The sequence below is a fragment of the Streptomyces sp. Y1 genome, assembly GCF_041053115.1.
In the GTDB taxonomy this organism is placed as follows: Bacteria; Actinomycetota; Actinomycetes; order Streptomycetales; family Streptomycetaceae; genus Kitasatospora; species Kitasatospora rubellomurina.
In genome coordinates, this window is the sequence record NZ_CP163445.1 from 8,000,142 (window position 1) to 8,018,343 (window position 18,202).

An 18,202-nucleotide genomic window follows, 5' to 3' on the forward strand; every position below is an offset into this window, starting at 1 on the left:
GGGCCGTTACCGCATCCGCGGGTCGGGGACCAGGTCGGGGACCAGGTCGAGGACGAGATCGCGGGGCAGGCCGTGGGTGTCGTGGAGGTAGTGGAGGTCGTCCTCGCTGAGCGGGCCGCGGAAGCGGGGGCGGGAGAGCACCTGGCGGCCGCGGACCAGCAGGCGGTCGAACCGTCGTTCCTCGTCGAGCAGCACCCGGTGGACCGACTCGGGGTGCACGTCCTGGCGGAAGTGGTCCAGCGTGTGCCGGACCAACTCGCCCGGCAGCTCGCCGAGTCCGTGCTGCTGGTCGTCCCGGCGCAGGACGGTGAGCACCCGGCGCAGCAGGCGGCGCAGGACGTAGCCGCGGCCGGTGTTGGAGGGGCGGACGCCGTCGCCGATCACGACGACGGCCGAGCGCAGGTGGTCGCAGACCAGCCGCAGTGACGGTTCGTCCAGCTGCCACAGGGTCGGGACGAGGCGGCGCCAGGGGTCGAAGGTGTCGCAGTCGAAGACGGACGGGCGGCCCTGCAGCAGGGCGGAGAGGCGTTCCAGGCCGAGGCCCGTGTCGACGTTGCGCTGGGGGAGCGGCACGAGGGTGCCGTCGTCGAGGCGCCGGTGGCGCATCATCACGTGGTTCCACACCTCGACCCAGCGGTCGTCCCGGGTGGGGGTCGACTGCGGCGGGGTGTCGCCGGTCCACAGGAAGATCTCCGAGTCGGGGCCGCACGGGCCGGTCGGCCCGTTGGACCACCAGTTGTCCTCGACGGTGAGCTCGACGGGGACGCCGTGGCGCTCCCACAGCTCCAGGGAATCGGTGTCCGGGCCGACCTGGTCGTCGCCGCCGAAGACGGTGACGTGCAGCAGGCCCGGATCGACGCCGAACCCCTCGGTGAGCAGACCGTAGCCCCAGTCGAGGCTCTGCGGGCCCTCGTAGTCGCCGAGGGACCAGGTGCCCAGCATCTCGAAGACGGTGAGGTGGGTGCGGTCGCCGACCTCGTCGAGGTCCGTGGTGCGCAGGCAGCGCTGGACGTTGACCAGGCGGCGGCCGAGCGGGTGCGGACGCCCCTCCAGGTGGGGCGTGAGAGGGTGCATGCCGGAGGTGGTGAACAGCACCGGGTCGCCGGGCGGCGGCAGCAGGGTCGAGCCGGTGATCCGGTGGTGGCCGCGGTCCTCGTAGTACTCGATGAAGGTGCGGACGAGCTGGTCGGTGTTCACGGGGTGGCTCCTTCGCGGGGGCGGGAGGGCGCACCGGACAACGAGTCCACGCGATCATCGGAAGCGAGGCGGGGAGCGCCTCGAAGCCACCACCGGCGGACCGTTTCCGGTCGCCGTGGGGAGAGGGGTACGTCAGACGGCGGCAACCGGCGAGCTGGTCGCTCGCGCGGTGGCGGTGATCGGGCCGGTGACGTTCATGACGCCGAGGATAACGCGGTCGGCGCCCCGGGGCACCCGAATATTCCGCCCTCGCTCAGCCGATCGGTGGTGCGAGGTATTCCAGGGCGTAGCCGCCCCTGTCGCCGCCCCTGTGCCCGTCGCCGGAGCGGGTGACGCGGGCGATGCCGGGCGAGTCGAGGTGGGCGCCTGCCACGAAGTGGTGCGGGCGGGTCAGTTGCTCGAGGAGGGCCGCGCGGGCGGTGCGGGCCCGGGGCTGGTCGCCGTCGTACTCCCAGGCCACGTTCGGCCGGTCGAACTGGAGCGTGGGGACGTGCACGGTGTCGCCCCAGACGAGCAGGCGGCTGGCGCCGCTCCTGACCTCGTAGACGGTGTGCCCGGGGGTGTGGCCCGGCGTCGGGACCGCGGTGGTCCAGTCGTTGACCGCGACCCGCTCCGACACGGGCACGACCCGGTCACGGATCGGTGCGAGCCGGCCCTCCGCGAACACCGCGGCGTCGCCCGCGCCGATCCACACGCGTTCGAGCCTGCCGAACGCCTCCGAACCGTCCGGCGCGATCAGGCCGTTCACGTGGTCCGCGTGCCGGTGGGTGATGGCCACGTCGGTGATCCCCGCGCGGTCGACGCCCGCTTCGTCGAGCGCGTCGTGGAGCAGCCCCATGGTCGGCTCGTGCCAGACGTCGGACGCGCCGGTGTCGATGAGGACCGACCGCGAGCCGTCGGTGACGAAGAAGGCGTTGACCGACAGCCGCAGGTTGCCGTCGGCCAGCGGGACGGAGGACGGCAGCACGTCGAGCGTGCGGCCGTCCTCGTCGCGCAGCCGGGCCGGCGGCATGTCGAGGTACCCGTCCCGCAACGAGACCACCCGCAGGTCGCCGAACTCGAACGTGGCGTGGTGGCGGCCGGTCGAGATCAAACGCATGGAACCCCTCCGTCGGGTCGGGCGAGCAGCACGTGTCCCCGACAGAAGATCAGATCTTCGCCAGGAGGGACAACTCGCCTCCTGGCCCTGCGACGTGGCTCAGCCCGCCGCGGCCAGGAGGGCGTCGGCGAGGTCGGTGCGCTGGTACAGGACGGAGCGGCCGGAACGGTGGGAGGCGACGATACCGGCCGCGCGCAGGGCCGTCAGGTGCTGGGAGACCCCGCCGGCCGACATGCCGGTGCGGTGGGAGAGCTCGGTGGTGGAGGCCGGGGCGGCCAGTTCGGCCAGCAGCAGGGCGCGGGAGCGGCCGAGGACGGCGGCGACCGCCTCCGGCACCCGCGCGGCCGGCTGCTCCCAGAGGACGCCGATGCCCCGGCTGGGGTAGCAGAGCTGCACCACCTGGTCGGGCCGGTTCACCATCATGGTGCGTCCGGGGCCGACGAAGGCGGACGGAATCAGCAGCAGGCCCCGCCCGGCCAGGCTGCCGGAGGTGCCGCAGTCGGCCAGCGGGAGCGTGAGCCGGTCGGTGCACCACTCCACGCTCGGGTGCAGTTCGCGCAGCACGGCCGCCGAGCCCTCGGCGGCGAACCGGCGGGACTGGTGCAGCACGTCGCTCTCCAGCACCGCCCGGATCCGGGACCAGTGCGGGGCGAGCGCCACCGCCCAGTAGCCGCGCAGTTCGTCGACCAACCGCGGCAGCACCGCCGCCGGGTCCCGGTGGAACGCGGCCACCTCGGGCGTCCAGTCGACCAACTGCTCCAGGTCGGCGCGGATCCGCTCGGGGGCGGTCCGGGCCAGCACCGCGAGCTCGCCCGTCAGCGCCGACTCGGCACTGGCGCTCGGCGGGACGGGACCGGGCGGCGGGTTGAGGAAGTCGGGCAGGTAGCCGCTCGGCGTGATCAGGTCGGCGAGCAGGCCGGTGCCCAGTCCGGCGGCGGCCAGCTCGGGCCTGGCCCGCTCGGCCCAGCGGCGGTGCAGCGGCCCGACGGCGCCCCGGGCGAGCAGCCGATGGCTCGTCACCACCTCCCACAGCGGGGAGTAGGCGAGCCTGGTCCCGGCCACGTCCCGGGTCGAGAAAGCGAGTTCCAGCACGATTCCCCCCGTGGTGGCCAGTGGATTCAGCGGCCGTGGATTCGGCTGAGCCTGAATGAATGGAGTCACCGTAGCGGTGGCCGCAGGATTCCCGCCATGACCTCCGCCACGACCTCCACCATGACCTCCACCACCAGCTCCGTCAGCACTGACCCCGCTCCCGCCGCCGGCCCGGTCCCGGCGCCGCCCAGCAGTCCGGCCGGCGGCTTGTTCAGCGGCCTGCGCGACGGCCTGCGCAGCCGGTTCGCCGGGTTCGGCGGCCCGTTCTGGGTGGTGATCGGCGGCACCATGCTGAACCGGCTCGGCAACATGGTGGTGCCGTTCCTGGTCTTCTACCTGGGCTCCCGGCACATCGCCACCGGCCAGGTCCCGTTCGTGCTCGGCGCGCTGGGCGTCGGCGGCCTGCTCGGCCCGGTGCTGGGCGGGCTGCTCACCGACCGGTTCGGCGCCCGGCTTGCGATGGTGACCGGGATGCTCGCCACCGCGGGCAGCCAGGCCCTGCTCTTCGTCGCGCCCGACCCGGTCACCCTGGCGCTGGCCACGCTGGCCCTGGGCGTCGGCGGCACCCTGCACATGCCCGGCGCCTCCTCGGTGATGGCCGGCGCGGCGCAGGGCGAGCGGCGCCGGGTCGCGTTCGGGCTGCTGCACTGGTCGATCAACGTCGGTGCGGCGCTGGCCGGGGCGCTCGGCGGGTTCCTGGCCGAGCACGGTTACGGGCTGCTGTTCGCGCTCGACATGGCGACCTGCCTGGCGTACGGCGCGCTGGTGGCCGTCCGCCTGCCCCGCACCACCGGCGCCGCGCGGACCGACTCGCCGCGGGACGGCGGCGGTTACGGCGCGGTGCTGCGCGACCGGCTGCTGCTCCTCCTGATGGTGCCGGTGCTCACCGGCGAGGCGGTGTACGCGCTCACCGAGGTCACCCTGCCGCTGGCGATCCGCGACCACGGCCTGCCGCCGACCGTCTTCGGGCTGGCCGCGGCCGTCAACGCGGTGCTGGTGGTGGCGCTGCAGCCGATCGCCAACCTGGTCCTCACCCGGTTCGACCGCAGCCGGCTGTGGGCGGCCGGGTCGGCGCTGGCCGCCGCCGGGGTGGCGCTGACCGGCGTGGCCGGCGGCACCTGGGGCTTCGTGCTGACCGTGGTGGTGTGGAGCCTGGGCGAGGTCGCGGTGAGCGGGCTGTACAGCTCGATGGTGGCCGATCTCGCCCCGGACGGGGCCGCCGGCCGCTACCAGGGCGTCGCGGGCTGGGCCCGCGGGCTGGCCCGGTTCGCGGCGCTGCTGCTCGGCTCGACGGTCTACGCGCTGCTGGGCCCGGCCGCCCTCTGGTGGGGCGCCCTGGGGGCCGGGCTGGCCGGCGCGGCGGTGGCCGTGGCGATCGGCGGCCGGTTCCGGGCCCGGGTGCGGGCCAGCTGACCAGGCGTCCCCCTGGGGCCGGTCCCGACCTCGCCGGCAGCGATGTCAGTCCCTCCTTGTACTGTCTACCCCAAGCAACAGCAAGATCAGCACGGGGGAATGACCAATGATCAGGACCGATCCGGACACACCCGACCTTTTCCTCACCCCGGTCGACGACGTCTTCATCCGCAACCACGTCGGACCGCACCCGCGGCTCGACCCCGCCACCTGGTCGCTCAGCGTGGAGGGCCTGGTGGAGCGGCCGCTGCGGCTGGACTTCCCGACCATCCAGGGCCTGCCGCAGACCCGCTTCACCGCCGTCCACGAGTGCTTCGGCAACCCGCTGCACCCCACGGTGCCGACCCGCGCCGTCACCAACCTGGAGTGGGTCGGCGTCCCGCTCGCCGCCGTACTGGAGCTCGCCGGGCCCCGCCCGGAGGCCCGGCACGTCTGGCTGGAGGGCGCCGACTCCGGCGACTTCGGGGACGAGCGCGACGTGAGCTTCCTCAAGGACCTGCCGCTCGACCAGGCGGGCACCGAGGTCTTCCTCGCGCACACCATGAACGGCGAACCGCTGCGCCCCGACCACGGCTACCCGCTGCGGGCGGTGGCGCCCCGGATGTTCGGCACCAACTCGGTCAAGTGGCTGAGCCGGATCGTGCTGGCCGCCGACCGCCCCGACCACCTCTTCACCACCCGCCTCTACACCCGCGTCCTGCCCGGCGAGCACGAGGCCCGGCCGGTCCGCGAGAAGGACGTCTGCAGCAAGCTGCTCACCCCGGGCGACGGGAGCACCGTCCCGGCCGGGAGCCGCGAACTGGCGGGCTACGCCTGGAGTTCCACCGAAGTGACGGCCGTCGAGGTCGCCGTGGACGACGCCGACTGGCAGCTCGCCGAGCTGGACCGGCGCGGCCCGGACCCGACCTGGCAGCGCTTCCGCCTCCGCCACGACCTCACCCCGGGCCCGCACCGTATCCGTTGCCGGGCCACCGACTCCGCCGGGCGCGTCCAGCCGCTCACCGGGGACCGGAACGCCGTCCACGAGATACGCGTCGTCGCCGAGGCGGACAGCCGACCCGGTCGGTAGCCGGCCGGCCGGGCCGTGGTGGGGTCGTATCCTGGCCGGTCATGCGGAGCATCGACTGGGACGGCTCCGGGAGCGGGTACGCGCGCTGCGTGAGGAGCGGCCATGGAATGCGGCGTGGGCCGAACTGGCCGCGCCGCTGGCCGAGAGCCAGGTGGCGGAGGCGGAGCGGCAGTTCGGGATCACCTTTCCGGCGGACTACCGGGAGTTCCTGCTCCGGGTGAGCGCGGGCGGGCGGTGGCCCAGGGAACTGCGGCGGGGTCCGGACGGCTGGCACTGGGTGGGGGACGCGGACACCCAACTGGAGCGGCTGCACGTGCCGTTCCCCGATCACGACGCGGCGCTGGCGGCGAGTGACGAGGTGTGGGAGAAGTCCGTGCGGGAGGAGGACTACGACGACCCGGCCGAGTTCGCGGCGGCCCGGGACGCCCGGAGCGAGGCCGTGGAGGCCGCCGAGCGGGACCGGGTCACCGGCGGTGTGTTCCTGGCGGGCCACGGCCACTGCTTCAGCACCCTGCTCATCGTCAGCGGTCCGGACCGCGGCAGCATGTGGTTCGACGGGCGGTCCACCTGCGAGCGGCTTAACCCGCTGCTGACGGATGCGGGCCGGCCGGCCGGCTTCGGGGAGTGGTACCTCGACTGGCTGGAACACGAGGAGCCGCTGACCACACCGGAGTTGGAGAAGGCCGCCGGCGACCGGTGGCACCGCGGCGTGGGCACGCCCATCTGGCTCCGCTGGTTCGACGACTGGGAGGACAACCGCCGCGGCCGGTAGCCGCTGCCGGGGCGCGACCCACCTCGGCCCGGGGCTCGCCACCAGCAGGAGACATCACGAACGAACACCTGTCGGCCACTCAAGGTGAGTGTTTGTGTTGAGCCTTGTCGGTTTGTGATGTGTGCAATATCGTATGGCACTCCTCCCTCACTCGCGCCGCGCCCCGGCTCCGCCCTCGGGCGGCCCGGGGGGCGCGGCGCACTCACCCATTCGGGAAGCCCCCACATGCGCAGAACCCCCCACCGCGTCGCCGGCATGGTGGCCGCCCTGGCCCTGGCCGCGTCCGGCCTCGGTGCCACGGTGCTCACCGGCGCCACTCCGGCCGCCGCCCTCGGCAACGGCAACGCCCTGACCCCGCCCATGGGCTGGAACTCCTGGAACAGCATCGGCGCGTACGTGACCGAGAGCCAGGTCAAGCAGACCATCGACTTCATGTCGGCCAACGGCCTGGTCCAGGCCGGCTACAACACCGTCACCATCGACGACGGCTGGTCGATGCGCCACCGCGACGGCCAGAGCACGGACTTCGCCAAGACGGCCGACAACGCCATGCAGCTCTACGACGGCAACGGCAACCCGGTCAGCGGCACCGACGGCAGCGGCAACGACCCCACCAGCGGCCACCTCGTGCCCGAGCCGGGCCAGTTCCCCGCCCAGGTCGTCAACGGCAGGACCGTCAACGGCATCCAGTACCTGGCCTGGTACGCGCACAGCAAGGGCATGAAACTCGGCCTCTACGCCACCGACACCTACACCACCTGCCAGGGCCACCCCGGCAGCCTCGGCCACGAGAGCACCGACGCCGCCGACTTCGTCTCCTGGGGCGTCGACTTCGTCAAGTACGACGACTGCCCGTACGGCCCGACCATCACCGGCCCGGACGGCTACGCCTACTACCCGCAGGGCGAGGGCAAGGAACTCACCCAGTCCATCTACGCCCGGACCCAGACCTTCCAGCGCGCCCTCGACGCGGCGACCGGCGCCGCGGGCAAGCCCAAGGTCACGCTCAGCCTGTCCGCACAGCCCGCGCACACCGGCATCCCGTACCTGCTGGCCGCCAACGACCCGGCCCGCACCGATCCGCTGATCACGGCCGCCGGCACCCCGCCGCACCAGGCGCCCGGCTACTCGCCCACCGGCGTGTGGTGCGGCCAGGTCGCCAACATGTGCCGGATCGGCGGCGACCGGGACAGCGAACTGGACGGCGTGCTCTACAACGGCCAGTTGCAGACCGCGCTGAAGTACCCGGGCAACGTCCACCCGGGCAGCTGGAACGACCTGGACATGATGTTCGCCGGCTGGCAGGACACCTACGGCGTCTGGGGCGTCACCGACACGGACAAGGGCCACAAGCCCTTCACGGACGACGAGTCGCGCACCGAGCTGTCCGTGCTGTCGATGATGGCCGCCCCGCTCATCTCCGGCGCCGACCTGCGCACCGCCGCCGACTCGCAGCACACCGCGAACGGCTACACCTGGTCCACGGGCATCACCTCCTCCGCGCTGTCGCTGCTCAAGAACCCCGACATGATCGCGATCGACCAGGACGGCCTCGCCATCCCCGCCGCCCTGGTCGGCAACCCGCCCGCGTCCCCGACCGCCCCCGTGGTCCTCAAGCGCCAACTCGCCAACGGTGACCTGGCCGTCGCCCTGATCAACCAGGACCCGAACAACTGGGCCATGATCAGCGCGGGCTTCGCCGACCTCGGCCTGACCGGCTCCAGCTACGGCTACCGGGAGTTGTGGACGGGCGCCACCGGCACCGCGACCGGATCGCTCGGCGGCAACTGGATCCCCGCACACGGCGTCGCCCTGTACCGCATCGCCGGCGGCAGCACCGGCAGCGGTGGTGGCACCGGCGGCACCCGGCCGAGCGTCGTCGGCGACGGCAAGTACCACGCGATCAGCGCCGGCGGCACCGCGGGCCAGGCGCTGGAGGTCCAGGGCGGCTGCTACGCCGCGGTCGGCGGCAACTCCGACATCAACGCGTACCAGAGCGGCAACGCCGCCCAGCAGTGGCTGTTCACGCCCAACGCGGACGGCACCGTGACGATCACCGACAACTGCTACACCGCCGCCCAGGCGCACACCGTGCTGGCCGGCGGCGCCGGCGTCGGCAGCGCCTACCTGCTCAACCCCTCGCCCAACAACCCCTGGCAGAAGTGGAAGGTGACGCAGAACAGCGCCGGCGCGCTCACCGTGACCAACGTCGGCAACGGCCTGACCCTGGACGTCGCCGGGAGCGCGGCCGGCTCCACGGGGATGACCAACCCGGCCAACCCGGCTGCGGCCGGGCAGAGGTGGACCGTCCTGTCCTGACCGCCCCGGCGCGGCGCCGACCCTGACACCCGGCGCCGCGCCGGTGCCCGTCCGGGTCGGTGCCCGTCGTGCCGGTACTCGTCCGGGTCGGTGCCCGTCCGCGTCGGCGCCCGTCCGCGACGGGCGCCGGCCGGCGGGCAGCTCAGGCCAGCCGCGCCACGGCCAGGGACAGCGCGCGGTCGAGCGCCGCGTCGGCGTCGCACGGCACGTCGGGCCGGACGCCGGTGCCCTCCCAGTTGGTGCCCGAGACCGGGCTGACCCCGCGGGCGACGGGCACGCTGAGCTCCAGGTGCGGGTGCACCGTCCAGCCGTCCCGCGGGTGCGCGCCGCCCCGGGTGGCCTCGCCGACGACCTCGGCGCGCCCGAGCTGCTGCAGGTCGTAGGCCAGCTCCTCGCCCGCGGAGAAGGTCTTCCCGCTGGTCAGCACGTAGAGCGGCTTGCTGGCGCCGAACCGGGCGCCCGGCACGAACGGGGGCGTCCAGGACTGCTCGGCCACCGCTCCCTGCCGCGAGAGCATGGTCATCAGGTGGGTGCGGCCGTCGAGCAGGTAGCCGCAGACGAAGGCGACCGTGTTCGGATCGCCGCCGGTGTTGCGCCGCAGGTCCAGGACGAGGGCGCGGGCGGGGGCCACCAGCGAGAGCGCCGCGGTGAGCGGCTGCGCCGCCCAGTCCAGCGGGAACATCTTGGGCCCGATCTCCAGGACCGCGACGCCGCCGTCGAGGAGTTCCACCCGCGGCACGCCGCCGAGGGAGGCGTCGAAGTCCCGTCGCATCGCGGCGAGTACCGCCGAGCCCCGGTCCGGCGGCACCGGCTCGGCGTGGAACTGGAGGGCCAGGTGCAGGTCGCCGTTGACGGACCGCAGGTCGGCCGTCACCGCCTCGGCCAACTCCTCGGCGGATCCGGATCCGGTCCGGTAGGCGCCTTCGGCGTTCCGGCGCCGTAGCAGCTCGGCCAGTTGGCGGGCGGCGTCGGGGAAGACGTAGTTCTCGCGGACCAGTTCGGCGACCGACTCGACGACGGCGGTGGCGTCCACGGCAGTTGGTGAGGTGGTGGAAGTCATGGGAGGGAGTAGACCAGCGACTTGCCAAAGCGTCAAACGTACTTAACGCTTGATCCGGTGAGCCACCAACCGGACGAGAGCGTCCAGCGGATCAGCACACCCGGGCAGCACACCGCACTCGCCCACCCCATGCGCCAGCGCCTGCTGTTCGCCCTCAGCAGCCGGCCGTCGACGATCAGCCGCCTCGCCGCGCAATTGGGCGCCAACAAGGGCAGCGTCTCCCACCACCTCAGGGTGCTGTGCGAGGCGGGGCTGGTCCAGGACGCGGGAACGCGGCGGGTGCGCGGCGGCACCGAGAAGTACTACCGGCGGACCGCCGAACGACTCCTCGTCGACGAACCGCAGGCCGAGGGCACGGCCGCGCTGTTCGGCGCCGTCGCCCAGGAGCTGGACCGCTCGCCCGTCGACCACCTCCTGACCCTGCGCCACCTCCGGCTCAGCCCGGCCAAGGCCGCCCGGCTCGCCGAGGCGCTGGCCGCGCTGGTCGACGAGACGGAGGAGGACGCCGAGGGCGAGCCCGTGCACGGCCTCCTGGTGACGCTCTACCAGCAGGCCGGGACGTAACGCCCCTTCGCTCAGCCGTACGGGACGACGGCGACCGGGCAGTGCGCGTGGTGGATCGCGGCGCGCGCCACCGGGCCGAGGTGGTGGTGGAGGAACGGCAGGTGGCGGGTGCGGCGGCCGACCACGAGCAGCCGGGCCGTCGCCGCCGCGTCGACGAGTTCGACGGCGGCCTTGCCGCGGACCGGCTCGGCCGTCACGTCCACCCCGGGGTGGCGGGCCCGCCACGGCGCCAGGGCCCGGGCGAGCCCGTCCTGTTCGACGGCGGAGAGCTCGGCCTGCTGCCCGTCGACCGCGCTGGGCGACAGGTACGCGCTGCCGGCCGGCGGCGCCCAGACGTGGACGACGCGCAGCGGCGCCGAGCGGAGCGCGGCGGCCTCGAAGGCGAAGGCGAGCACGTCCCCGGCCGGGTGGGCCAGGTCGAGGCCGACCGTCACCGGGCCGTCCGATCCGGCCTCGCCCGCCCGGACGAGCACCACCGGGCAGCCGGCCCGGCGCAGCACCTCCTGGCTCACCGAGCCGACCAGGGAGCCGAGGACGGCGCCCAGCCCGCGCGAGCCGAGCACCAGCAGGGCGGCGCTCTGCGCGGCGGTCTCCAACGCCTCGACCGGATCGGCGGACACCGTCGACGAGGAGACCGGGACGTCGGGTGCCAGGGCCCGCAACTCCCGCTCCCGGTCGGCGAGTTCCGCCAGGGCGTGACGGTACGTCTGGTCGCTGCCGACCACGTCCCGCTTCGGCCAGGGCCAGGCCCGCAGGAGTTCGAGGCTCAGCCCCCGGCGCTGCGCCTCGCGGGCGGCCCACTCGGAGGCGGTCAGGCTCTCGGGCGAGCCGTCGACGCCGACGACGACCGGTCCGGTCATGGCGCGCTCCTCAGTCCCGCAGCGCGTCGAGCGCCGCGACGAGGCGCCGGGCCGCCTCGTCGGCGACCTCGCCCAGCCCGCCGTCCGGCCCGGCCAGCGCGACGAGCGTCTGCGGGTCGACGGCCTCGACCAGCGTGGTGTCGCCGTCCGTGCGGACCACCACGTTGCAGGGCAGCAGCAGCCCGATGCGGCGGTCGGCCCGCAGCGCGCGGTGGGCGAGGGCGGGGTTGCAGGCGCCGAGGATCAGGTAGTCCTCGATCTCCTCGCCGATCTTCTCGCGCAGGGTCGCCCGGACGTCGATGGTGGTCAGGACGCCGAAGCCCTGCTCCTTGAGCGCGGCGGTGACCGCGTCGACCGCCTGGCGGAACGGCTGGTGGAGCCGTACGCCGATCCCGTACTCCATGGTCCCTCCTCGGGGCCCCGGCCCCAGTATCGGCAGGCGCCGGGGTCGGCGCCTCCCGAGGCGACACCCCCGCTGCCGGCGGATCCGGGTCGGACGGTCCCGGGCGAGTGGTCAGTCGGGCCCTGGAACGCCGGGCGGAGCACGCGTGGGCGGCGGACCGGGCGCAGGTGGAGCCGCGCTGGTCCGGGCGGCGGTAGCCGTCCGGCGCCCGGCGGTCCTGGCGGTCGCGGTTCCCGCGGCGATCACCGGGGGCCCTAGACTCGGCGGCGGCCGGCGCGTCGGAGCGCGGGCCACCGCTGGTGAAGTCGACGGGGGAGGGCCAGTGGAACGCATCGGGACCGTGGGCGCGGGCGGGATCGGCCGGGCCGAGGTGGCGCGTCCGTGCGAGGGTGTCGAGGAGCCGCCGGCCGTCCAGCCGGCAGAGGCCCGCCTCCAGGATGCGGGGAACGTCCTGGTCGCGCCTTCGACGGTGCACGATCACGAGGTGGTCAGGGAGTTCTTCGGGACCGTCGTCACGCCGGAGGACCTCGCCTCCGGTTCGCCCGACCTGGGGCGGAAGACCGTCTACCTGTACGGCGACCTGTCCGGGATCGACGGCCGCCGTCTGCGGGCGGCCGCCCGGGTGTTCGCGGTCGACCAGGAGGACGTCGACGAGGCCTGGCCCCTGGTGGACGTGGGCCGGGTGCCCGTCCGCGTGCACGGCGTCGGCGTGTACTACCGCCGCTTCTTCGACCTCGACGCCGACCACTTCGGGCGGATCCGGGCGGAGCACGTGTTCCAGTCCCTGACGGAGTCGACCAAGCCCGGGAGCGCCCGTCGCAGCGGGATCTACCTGACGCCCGTCACGCGGGACGGCGACGAGCTGCACTTCCGCCTGCTCCGGTGCTCCACCAACCTCTCCGGGCCGACCGAAGGTTTCCGCCCGACCGACACGGCCGTCGTCGAGGCCCTGAACCGCGAGGCCGCCGCCGTCTTCCGGGGCCAGGCGCCGCTCAACCACGTGCTCGCGCAGGTCTACCACAACACCGGTGCCACGCCCGGGCGCAAGCAGTCCAAGGCGAGGATCTCGGCCCATGCCGACAAGACCAAGGACATGCCCGGCAACGGCATCATGGCCTTCTGCACCTTCTACGACCGGCTCGACGGGCTGCGGCCCCTGGCCGGGGACGCCTTCGACCACGGCGTGCAGGGCGTCAGCGGGCTGACCAGGCTCCGGTTCCGCCTCAAGGAGCCGGTCGAGGCGCACGCCGGGGCCGCGCTCCCCCCGCAGTTCACCCTGACCCTCTATCCGGGCTCGGTGTTCTTCATGCCGCTGTCCACCAACCGCCTGTACACGCACGAGATCCGGCCCTCGGCCCTGGACGCCGAGTCGCTGCCGACCCGCCTGGGGTACGTGGTGCGCTGCTCGAACACCGAGGCCGTCCACCGGGACGGCCGGACGTACCTCAAGAAGGCCGGCGAGCTGGTGAAGCTGGGGCCGCCCACGCAGAACGGCATGGACGAGCTGCGCAGGCTGTACGCCGAGGAGAACCGGACGTCGGCCTTCGTCGACTACGGCGACCGGTTCCGCTTCAGCATGAACTCGGGAGACTACCGTGCCCCCCACCTCTAGGATTCCGGACGAGATCCTGTCGTGCGTGCTGCCGGCCGAGCGGAACCTCTTCGCGGAGCTGTCCGCGACGGCCCGGCTGGAGGAACTGGGGAAGGGCCGGCGAGGCGCCGTCCTCACCAGGGTCGAAGAGGCGGGCGACGTGCCGTTGGTGCGGACCACCACCCGGTACGGCAGCCCGGCACAGCGCTTCCGGCCGGTGCACGAGCGGCTGGCCCGGCAGGTCCAGGAGCGCACGGGGATCCCCGTCGCCTTCAACAACGCCCTCATCGAGAGCTACACGAACGCCTACACCCGGATGGGCGCCCACTCCGACCAGGCCCTCGACCTGGCGGACGCGTCGTTCATCGCGGTCTTCTCCTGCTACCGGCACCCCGACGCCGGCCCGCCGAGGAAGCTGGTCTTCGAAGCGAAGGCGGCCGACGGCGAGAGGTTCGAGATCCCGCTGGTCGACCACGGTGTCGTCGCGTTCTCCGTCGACGCGAACCGGCGCTTCCGGCACCGGATCGTCCTGGACGCGCCCGCCGAGGCGGCGGACAACGCGTGGCTGGGGGTCACCTTCCGCACCTCGAAGACCCTCCTGCGGTTCCGCGACGGGCACGCCCGGCTCCCGCAGGGCGCGCGCCTCACCGCGGCCGACGAGGAGCAGCGGCAGGAGTTCTACCGGCTGCGGCGCCGCGAGAACCAGGAGACGGACTTCGGCTACCCCCCGCTGACGTACACCGTCAGCGAGAGCGATCTGCTGCCGCCCGTGTGAGAGCGCCGCTCGGCGGGCCGTCCCGGGCGCGGGGCGTCACGGGGCGGACGGGTCCCGGAAGTCGTCGATGACGACGACGCCGGTCGGCCCGTAGGTCTCCAGGGACTCCAGCACCGCGCTCGCCTGGTGGAGGCCGACGGTGCGGGTGACGATCCGGCCCGGGGCGAGTCGGCCGGTGGCGATCATGTCGAGCATCGTGCCGAACCGCTGGGCCGTCCGGACGTCCGGGCGTCCGCGACGGGCGGGTCAGGACGGGTCGGCGGAGGCCTGCGGGAGACGGGCCTCGATCTCCTCGAGGACGGGCCGGTACGCCTCCTCGTACGTGCGCATCCGCGCCGCGCACTCGGCGAACAGCCGCCGGGAGCGGGCGCTGCGGTGGGGCAGCATGCCGTAGCGGAGCAGGCGCACCGAGCGGTGGTCCACCATGAAGCCGGCCTTGCAGCGCACGCCGTGGGCGTGGCGCACGACGTCCTCGGCGTCGCTCAGCAGGCTCTGGTAGGCGTCGTGGGCCGTCTTCCACCGGGCGGCGTCCTGCGGGGTGCCGGGCACCTCGACGCCGCGCACCATCGGCTGGACGACGTCGTACAGGGTGAATGCGAGCCCCTCGGGGACCTCGGCCCACCGCATGGTGCTCCACGGCCACGCGATCAAGGTGTAGGTGCGCTGCTGTACGCGGATCACGCTGTCCCCCCGGAGTCGGTGCGCGGCGGGCGGCCGCCCGGGACCAGCGTAGAGGCAGCCGGCCGCGCGGGCCGCCCCACAGGCCCTGGCCTGCGCTCTTGCCGGTCGGGGGAGGAGGCGGCCTGGACGGCGGGCGGCCGGCTTCTGCGAGAATCGACCCGTCCGGGAACCAGAGCGGCAGGAGGCTCGTGTGGGCGGGGACGGAGTGCGGCCGCGGATGCCGCAGCTGCGGTTGGACGAACTCCTGGAGGAGCTCCAGGCGCGGATCGACGCCGCCCGGGGCACCCGGGACCGGGTGCACAGCCTGCTGGAGGCCGTGCTGTCGGTCGGCCGGGAACTGGACCTGACGCAGGTGCTGCGCCGGATCGTGGAGGCGGCCGCCGTCCTGGTGGACGCGCGGTACGCGGCGCTGGGCGTGATCGGGCCGGACGGCGAGACGCTGTCGGAATTCCTCACGGTGGGCCTGTCGGAGGAGGAGATCGCGCGGATCGGCCCGTACCCGACCGGGCGCGGCCTGCTCGGCGAGCTGATCCACCGCCCGGCCCCGCTGCGGCTGGAGGACCTCTCCGAGCACCCGTCGTCGGTGGGCTGCCCGGCGCACCATCCGGTGATGCGGACCTTCCTGGGCGTGCCGGTGCGGGTGCGCGAGGAGGTCTTCGGGAACCTCTACCTGACCGACAAGCAGGGCGGGGAGGAGTTCGACGCCGACGACGAGGCGGTGATCTCCACCCTGGCGGTGGCGGCCGGCGTGGCGATCGACAACGCCCGGCTGTACGAGGAGGCCCAGCGCCAGCAGCGCTGGCTGGGCGCGAGCGCGGAGATCACCCGGGCCCTGCTGTCCGGCGGCTCCCGGTCCGAGGTGCTGGAGCTGATCGCGCAGCGGGCCCGGGAGATCACCGGCGCCGACCTCGCCGACGTCTCCGTGCCGGTGGCCGGGACGGACACCGTGCGGGTGGAGCTCGCCCTCGGCGGCAACGCGGCCGGCCGGACGGGCCTGGTGGTGCCGCTGAAGGGCTCGCTGTCGGGCGAGGCCTGCGCCTCGGGGATGCCGGTGACCACGGCGGACCTGGCCGGCGATCCGCGGCTGTCCGCCGGACCGCGCCGCTTCGACGGGCTCGGCGCGGCGGTCGCGGTGCCGCTGGGCCGGGCCGAGGGACAGATCGACGGGGTGCTGCTGCTGGCCAGGGAGACCGGCCGGCCCGAGTTCACCGACCGCGAGACCGGCCCGCTGCTGGGCTTCGCCGACCAGGCCGCGCTCGCCCTGGAACTGGCCGAACGCCGCCGGGACGCCGAGCAGTTGGCCATGCTGGAGGACCGCGACCGGATCGCCCGCGACCTGCACGACCTGGCCATCCAGCGGCTCTTCGCGACCGGGATGACGCTGCAGAGCGCCGCCCGCTTCGTCGAGCACGAGGGGGCCTCGGACCGGGTGCTGCGCGCGGTCGGCGACCTGGACGAGACCATCAAGATCATCCGTTCGACGATCTTCGGGCTCCGCGCCCGCGAGGAGCGCGCCGGGCAGGGCCTGCGGGCCAGGGCCACGCGGGCCGTCGAGCACGCCCAGGCCGTCCTCGGCTTCCCGCCCAGGCTGAGCATGGAGGGCCTGCTGGACACCGACGTCCCGGCGGAGGTCGCCGAGCACGTCGTGGCCGTGCTGGGGGAGGCGCTGAGCAACGCCGCCCGGCACGCGAGGGCGGACCGGGTGGAGGTCGTGCTGCAGGCCACCGGGACGCAGGTCGTGCTGACGGTGCAGGACAACGGCGTCGGCATCCCGGAGCAGGGGCGGCGCAGCGGTCTGCGCAACCTCGCCGAGCGGGCGCAGGCCCTCGGCGGCGTGTTCGAGGTGACCGCTCCGGTCGGGGGCGGCACCCGGCTGCTCTGGTCGGCACCGCTGGCGTGAGGCCGGGCGGCGGCGGACGGTCACGTGGTGGGGCCCGCCCTCGTCGAGCGGACGAGGGCGGGCCCGGAGCACCCGGGGGCGGGCGGCGGATCAGACGTCGGTCGAGCCGTCCAGGTTGACGTAGGCGTAGAAGACGCCGATGTCGTAGCCGTCCTTCTGGGTGTTGAAGGTGGCGGTCAGGTCGGTGTCCCCGTTGCGCAGGAACGGCGAGATGTCCCAGCGGTTGGAGTCGTAGCCGAAGTTGTTGCGGTTGTACGGGTTCCGGGCGAACTGGTCGGCCGGGGTGAGCTCCTCGATGGTGGAGTTGAAGGCGTCGTTCGGCGCGTGGTTGACGTCCTGGAAGAGCGTCGACGGCCCGTTGGTGGACTTGACCGACAGGGTGTCGCCGGTCCACTTGAGGTCGCCGTCGTAGACGACGAAGCCGAGCTTGCCCCCGACCGGGCCGCTGTGCGGGGTCTGCAGCCCGCCCAGGTGGATGTCCAGCTGCGGGCTGTCCGGCAGTTCGACCTGGAAGCCGTCCCACAGGTGGATGTGGCGCATCGGCTTGCAGTCGTTCTCGTACGCGACCACGATCGTCCAGCCGCCCCAGCTGTGCGGCTTGACCACCGAGTCCATGTTGGCGACGGTGTACGTGCCGTTGCCGGCCTGCTTGACGAGGTCGGTGATGTCGGCGGAGGCCTGGTAGCTGCTCTCCACGTCGGTGGTGATGTAGCCGATGGACGGCTGGTCGTTGTTGACGGCCCGGTACTGCGCCTCGCCCGGGATCTTCAGGTAGACCCCGTCGATCTGGCTCTCCGGCAGCACGGTGTCGCCGATGCCGCGGGTGCCGCCCCAGTACAGCCGCGCGTACTTGACCTTGGAGCCGTCGAGCAGGCCGAGGTCGGCGGAGCTGGCGGAGTAGATCGCATCGCCCTCCGGGCCGATCGAGCCCGGGTCGATGTTGATGTACTTCATCTCGTACTTGTTGTTGATCGGCATCGGGCCGAGGCCCTGGCGGGCCTGCTCGCACGGCACCTGGGCCGGGTCCAGGGGGGCCTTGGTCTCGTCACAGGTCATCAGCGAGTTGCTGATCCGGGTGATGGAACCGTGGAAGTCACCCTGGAAACGGGTGGTGAAGGGCAGCGGGTTCGAGGCGATGGTCGTGGCTCGCGGGTCGGCCTTCGACGAGCCCGAGCCCCGGGCGTCGGCGAGCGTGGGGGCGACCAGCAACTGGCCCGCGGCGGCGGCGAGGGCGGTGCCGACGACGACGGCCCGGCGGGCGGTCAGGCGGGTGGCGGCGGCACGGCTGACGGATGAGGAGGGCATGGGGTCCTCTCGGGACGAAACGGACGTGCATCCCATCGGACCACACCGTTTCGCCACGGACTCGCCGCATTCCGCCACTGGAGAAACGTTCCGGCGGAGCTT

17 protein-coding genes are annotated in these 18,202 nt (G+C 73.6%); 8 read left to right on the top strand and 9 right to left on the bottom strand.

The window, feature by feature from the left end; genetic code table 11:
• Nucleotides 1-6 precede the first annotated feature (6 nt).
• From AB2U05_RS34900 to AB2U05_RS34910, 3 genes are all read right to left on the bottom strand, one after another.
• Nucleotides 7-1,197, bottom strand: a complete 1,191-nt coding sequence (locus AB2U05_RS34900; protein WP_045692467.1) for an alanine--tRNA ligase-related protein — start codon at nt 1,195-1,197, stop codon at nt 7-9.
• Between the two features lie 253 nt (nt 1,198-1,450).
• Nucleotides 1,451-2,296 (bottom strand): MBL fold metallo-hydrolase, encoded by an 846-nt coding sequence (locus AB2U05_RS34905; RefSeq protein WP_369185483.1) that lies wholly within the window; start codon nt 2,294-2,296, stop codon nt 1,451-1,453.
• A gap of 99 nt (nt 2,297-2,395) precedes the next feature.
• Nucleotides 2,396-3,388 carry an ArsR family transcriptional regulator gene (locus tag AB2U05_RS34910; protein ID WP_369185484.1) on the bottom strand — a complete coding sequence of 331 codons (993 nt, stop codon included), beginning with the start codon at nt 3,386-3,388 and terminating at the stop codon, nt 2,396-2,398.
• A 96-nt stretch (nt 3,389-3,484) separates the two neighbouring features.
• Here AB2U05_RS34910 and AB2U05_RS34915 point away from each other — a divergent pair, with 96 nt between their 5' ends.
• From AB2U05_RS34915 to AB2U05_RS34930, 4 genes are all read left to right on the top strand, one after another.
• Complete coding sequence (locus tag AB2U05_RS34915; RefSeq protein WP_369185485.1) at nt 3,485-4,801, top strand: MFS transporter; 1,317 nt, start codon at nt 3,485-3,487, stop codon at nt 4,799-4,801.
• Between the two features lie 106 nt (nt 4,802-4,907).
• Nucleotides 4,908-5,870, top strand: a complete 963-nt coding sequence (locus tag AB2U05_RS34920) for a molybdopterin-dependent oxidoreductase (RefSeq protein WP_045692469.1) — start codon at nt 4,908-4,910, stop codon at nt 5,868-5,870.
• Nucleotides 5,871-6,006: 136 nt separating this feature from the next.
• Nucleotides 6,007-6,642: an SMI1/KNR4 family protein gene (locus AB2U05_RS34925; protein WP_369186047.1), complete on the top strand. Its 636-nt coding sequence runs from the start codon at nt 6,007-6,009 to the stop codon at nt 6,640-6,642.
• Nucleotides 6,643-6,867: 225 nt separating this feature from the next.
• Complete coding sequence (locus AB2U05_RS34930; RefSeq protein ID WP_369185486.1) at nt 6,868-8,961, top strand: alpha-galactosidase; 2,094 nt, start codon at nt 6,868-6,870, stop codon at nt 8,959-8,961.
• Nucleotides 8,962-9,103: 142 nt separating this feature from the next.
• Here AB2U05_RS34930 and AB2U05_RS34935 read toward each other — a convergent pair whose 3' ends face one another.
• Entirely contained in the window at nt 9,104-10,021 is a 918-nt protein-coding gene (locus AB2U05_RS34935) for a S41 family peptidase (RefSeq protein WP_369185487.1), read from the bottom strand.
• 57 nt (nt 10,022-10,078) lie between these two features.
• Here AB2U05_RS34935 and AB2U05_RS34940 point away from each other — a divergent pair, with 57 nt between their 5' ends.
• On the top strand, nt 10,079-10,585 hold the full coding sequence (locus AB2U05_RS34940) for a winged helix-turn-helix domain-containing protein (RefSeq protein WP_244178602.1): 507 nt from the start codon (nt 10,079-10,081) through the stop codon (nt 10,583-10,585).
• Between the two features lie 11 nt (nt 10,586-10,596).
• On the opposite strand, the gene AB2U05_RS34945 is transcribed toward AB2U05_RS34940, so the two are convergent.
• Complete coding sequence (locus AB2U05_RS34945) at nt 10,597-11,445, bottom strand: universal stress protein (protein ID WP_369185488.1); 849 nt, start codon at nt 11,443-11,445, stop codon at nt 10,597-10,599.
• A gap of 10 nt (nt 11,446-11,455) precedes the next feature.
• Entirely contained in the window at nt 11,456-11,848 is a 393-nt protein-coding gene (locus AB2U05_RS34950; protein ID WP_045692473.1) for a DUF302 domain-containing protein, read from the bottom strand.
• Nucleotides 11,849-12,299: 451 nt separating this feature from the next.
• Between AB2U05_RS34950 and AB2U05_RS34955 the strand changes: the two genes are divergently transcribed.
• A complete protein-coding gene (locus tag AB2U05_RS34955; RefSeq protein WP_369186048.1) occupies nt 12,300-13,460 on the top strand; it encodes a hypothetical protein in 1,161 nt (386 codons plus the stop codon).
• Nucleotides 13,444-14,214 (top strand): alpha-ketoglutarate-dependent dioxygenase AlkB, encoded by a 771-nt coding sequence (locus tag AB2U05_RS34960; RefSeq protein WP_369185489.1) that lies wholly within the window; start codon nt 13,444-13,446, stop codon nt 14,212-14,214. The genes AB2U05_RS34955 and AB2U05_RS34960 overlap by 17 nt, the downstream gene beginning before the upstream one ends.
• Nucleotides 14,215-14,250: 36 nt before the next feature.
• Here the strand turns inward: AB2U05_RS34960 and AB2U05_RS34965 are convergent, their stop codons facing one another.
• Both AB2U05_RS34965 and AB2U05_RS34970 read right to left on the bottom strand, forming a co-directional pair.
• Nucleotides 14,251-14,400 carry a hypothetical protein gene (locus tag AB2U05_RS34965; protein ID WP_369185490.1) on the bottom strand — a complete coding sequence of 50 codons (150 nt, stop codon included), beginning with the start codon at nt 14,398-14,400 and terminating at the stop codon, nt 14,251-14,253.
• Nucleotides 14,401-14,460: 60 nt separating this feature from the next.
• Nucleotides 14,461-14,895, bottom strand: coding sequence for a hypothetical protein (locus AB2U05_RS34970; RefSeq protein WP_045692475.1), 435 nt, complete (start codon nt 14,893-14,895; stop codon nt 14,461-14,463).
• Between the two features lie 217 nt (nt 14,896-15,112).
• Between AB2U05_RS34970 and AB2U05_RS34975 the strand changes: the two genes are divergently transcribed.
• Complete coding sequence (locus tag AB2U05_RS34975; protein WP_369186049.1) at nt 15,113-16,795, top strand: GAF domain-containing protein; 1,683 nt, start codon at nt 15,113-15,115, stop codon at nt 16,793-16,795.
• A 90-nt stretch (nt 16,796-16,885) separates the two neighbouring features.
• Here AB2U05_RS34975 and AB2U05_RS34980 read toward each other — a convergent pair whose 3' ends face one another.
• Nucleotides 16,886-18,100: a hypothetical protein gene (locus tag AB2U05_RS34980; protein WP_369185491.1), complete on the bottom strand. Its 1,215-nt coding sequence runs from the start codon at nt 18,098-18,100 to the stop codon at nt 16,886-16,888.
• Nucleotides 18,101-18,202: the final 102 nt, after the last annotated feature.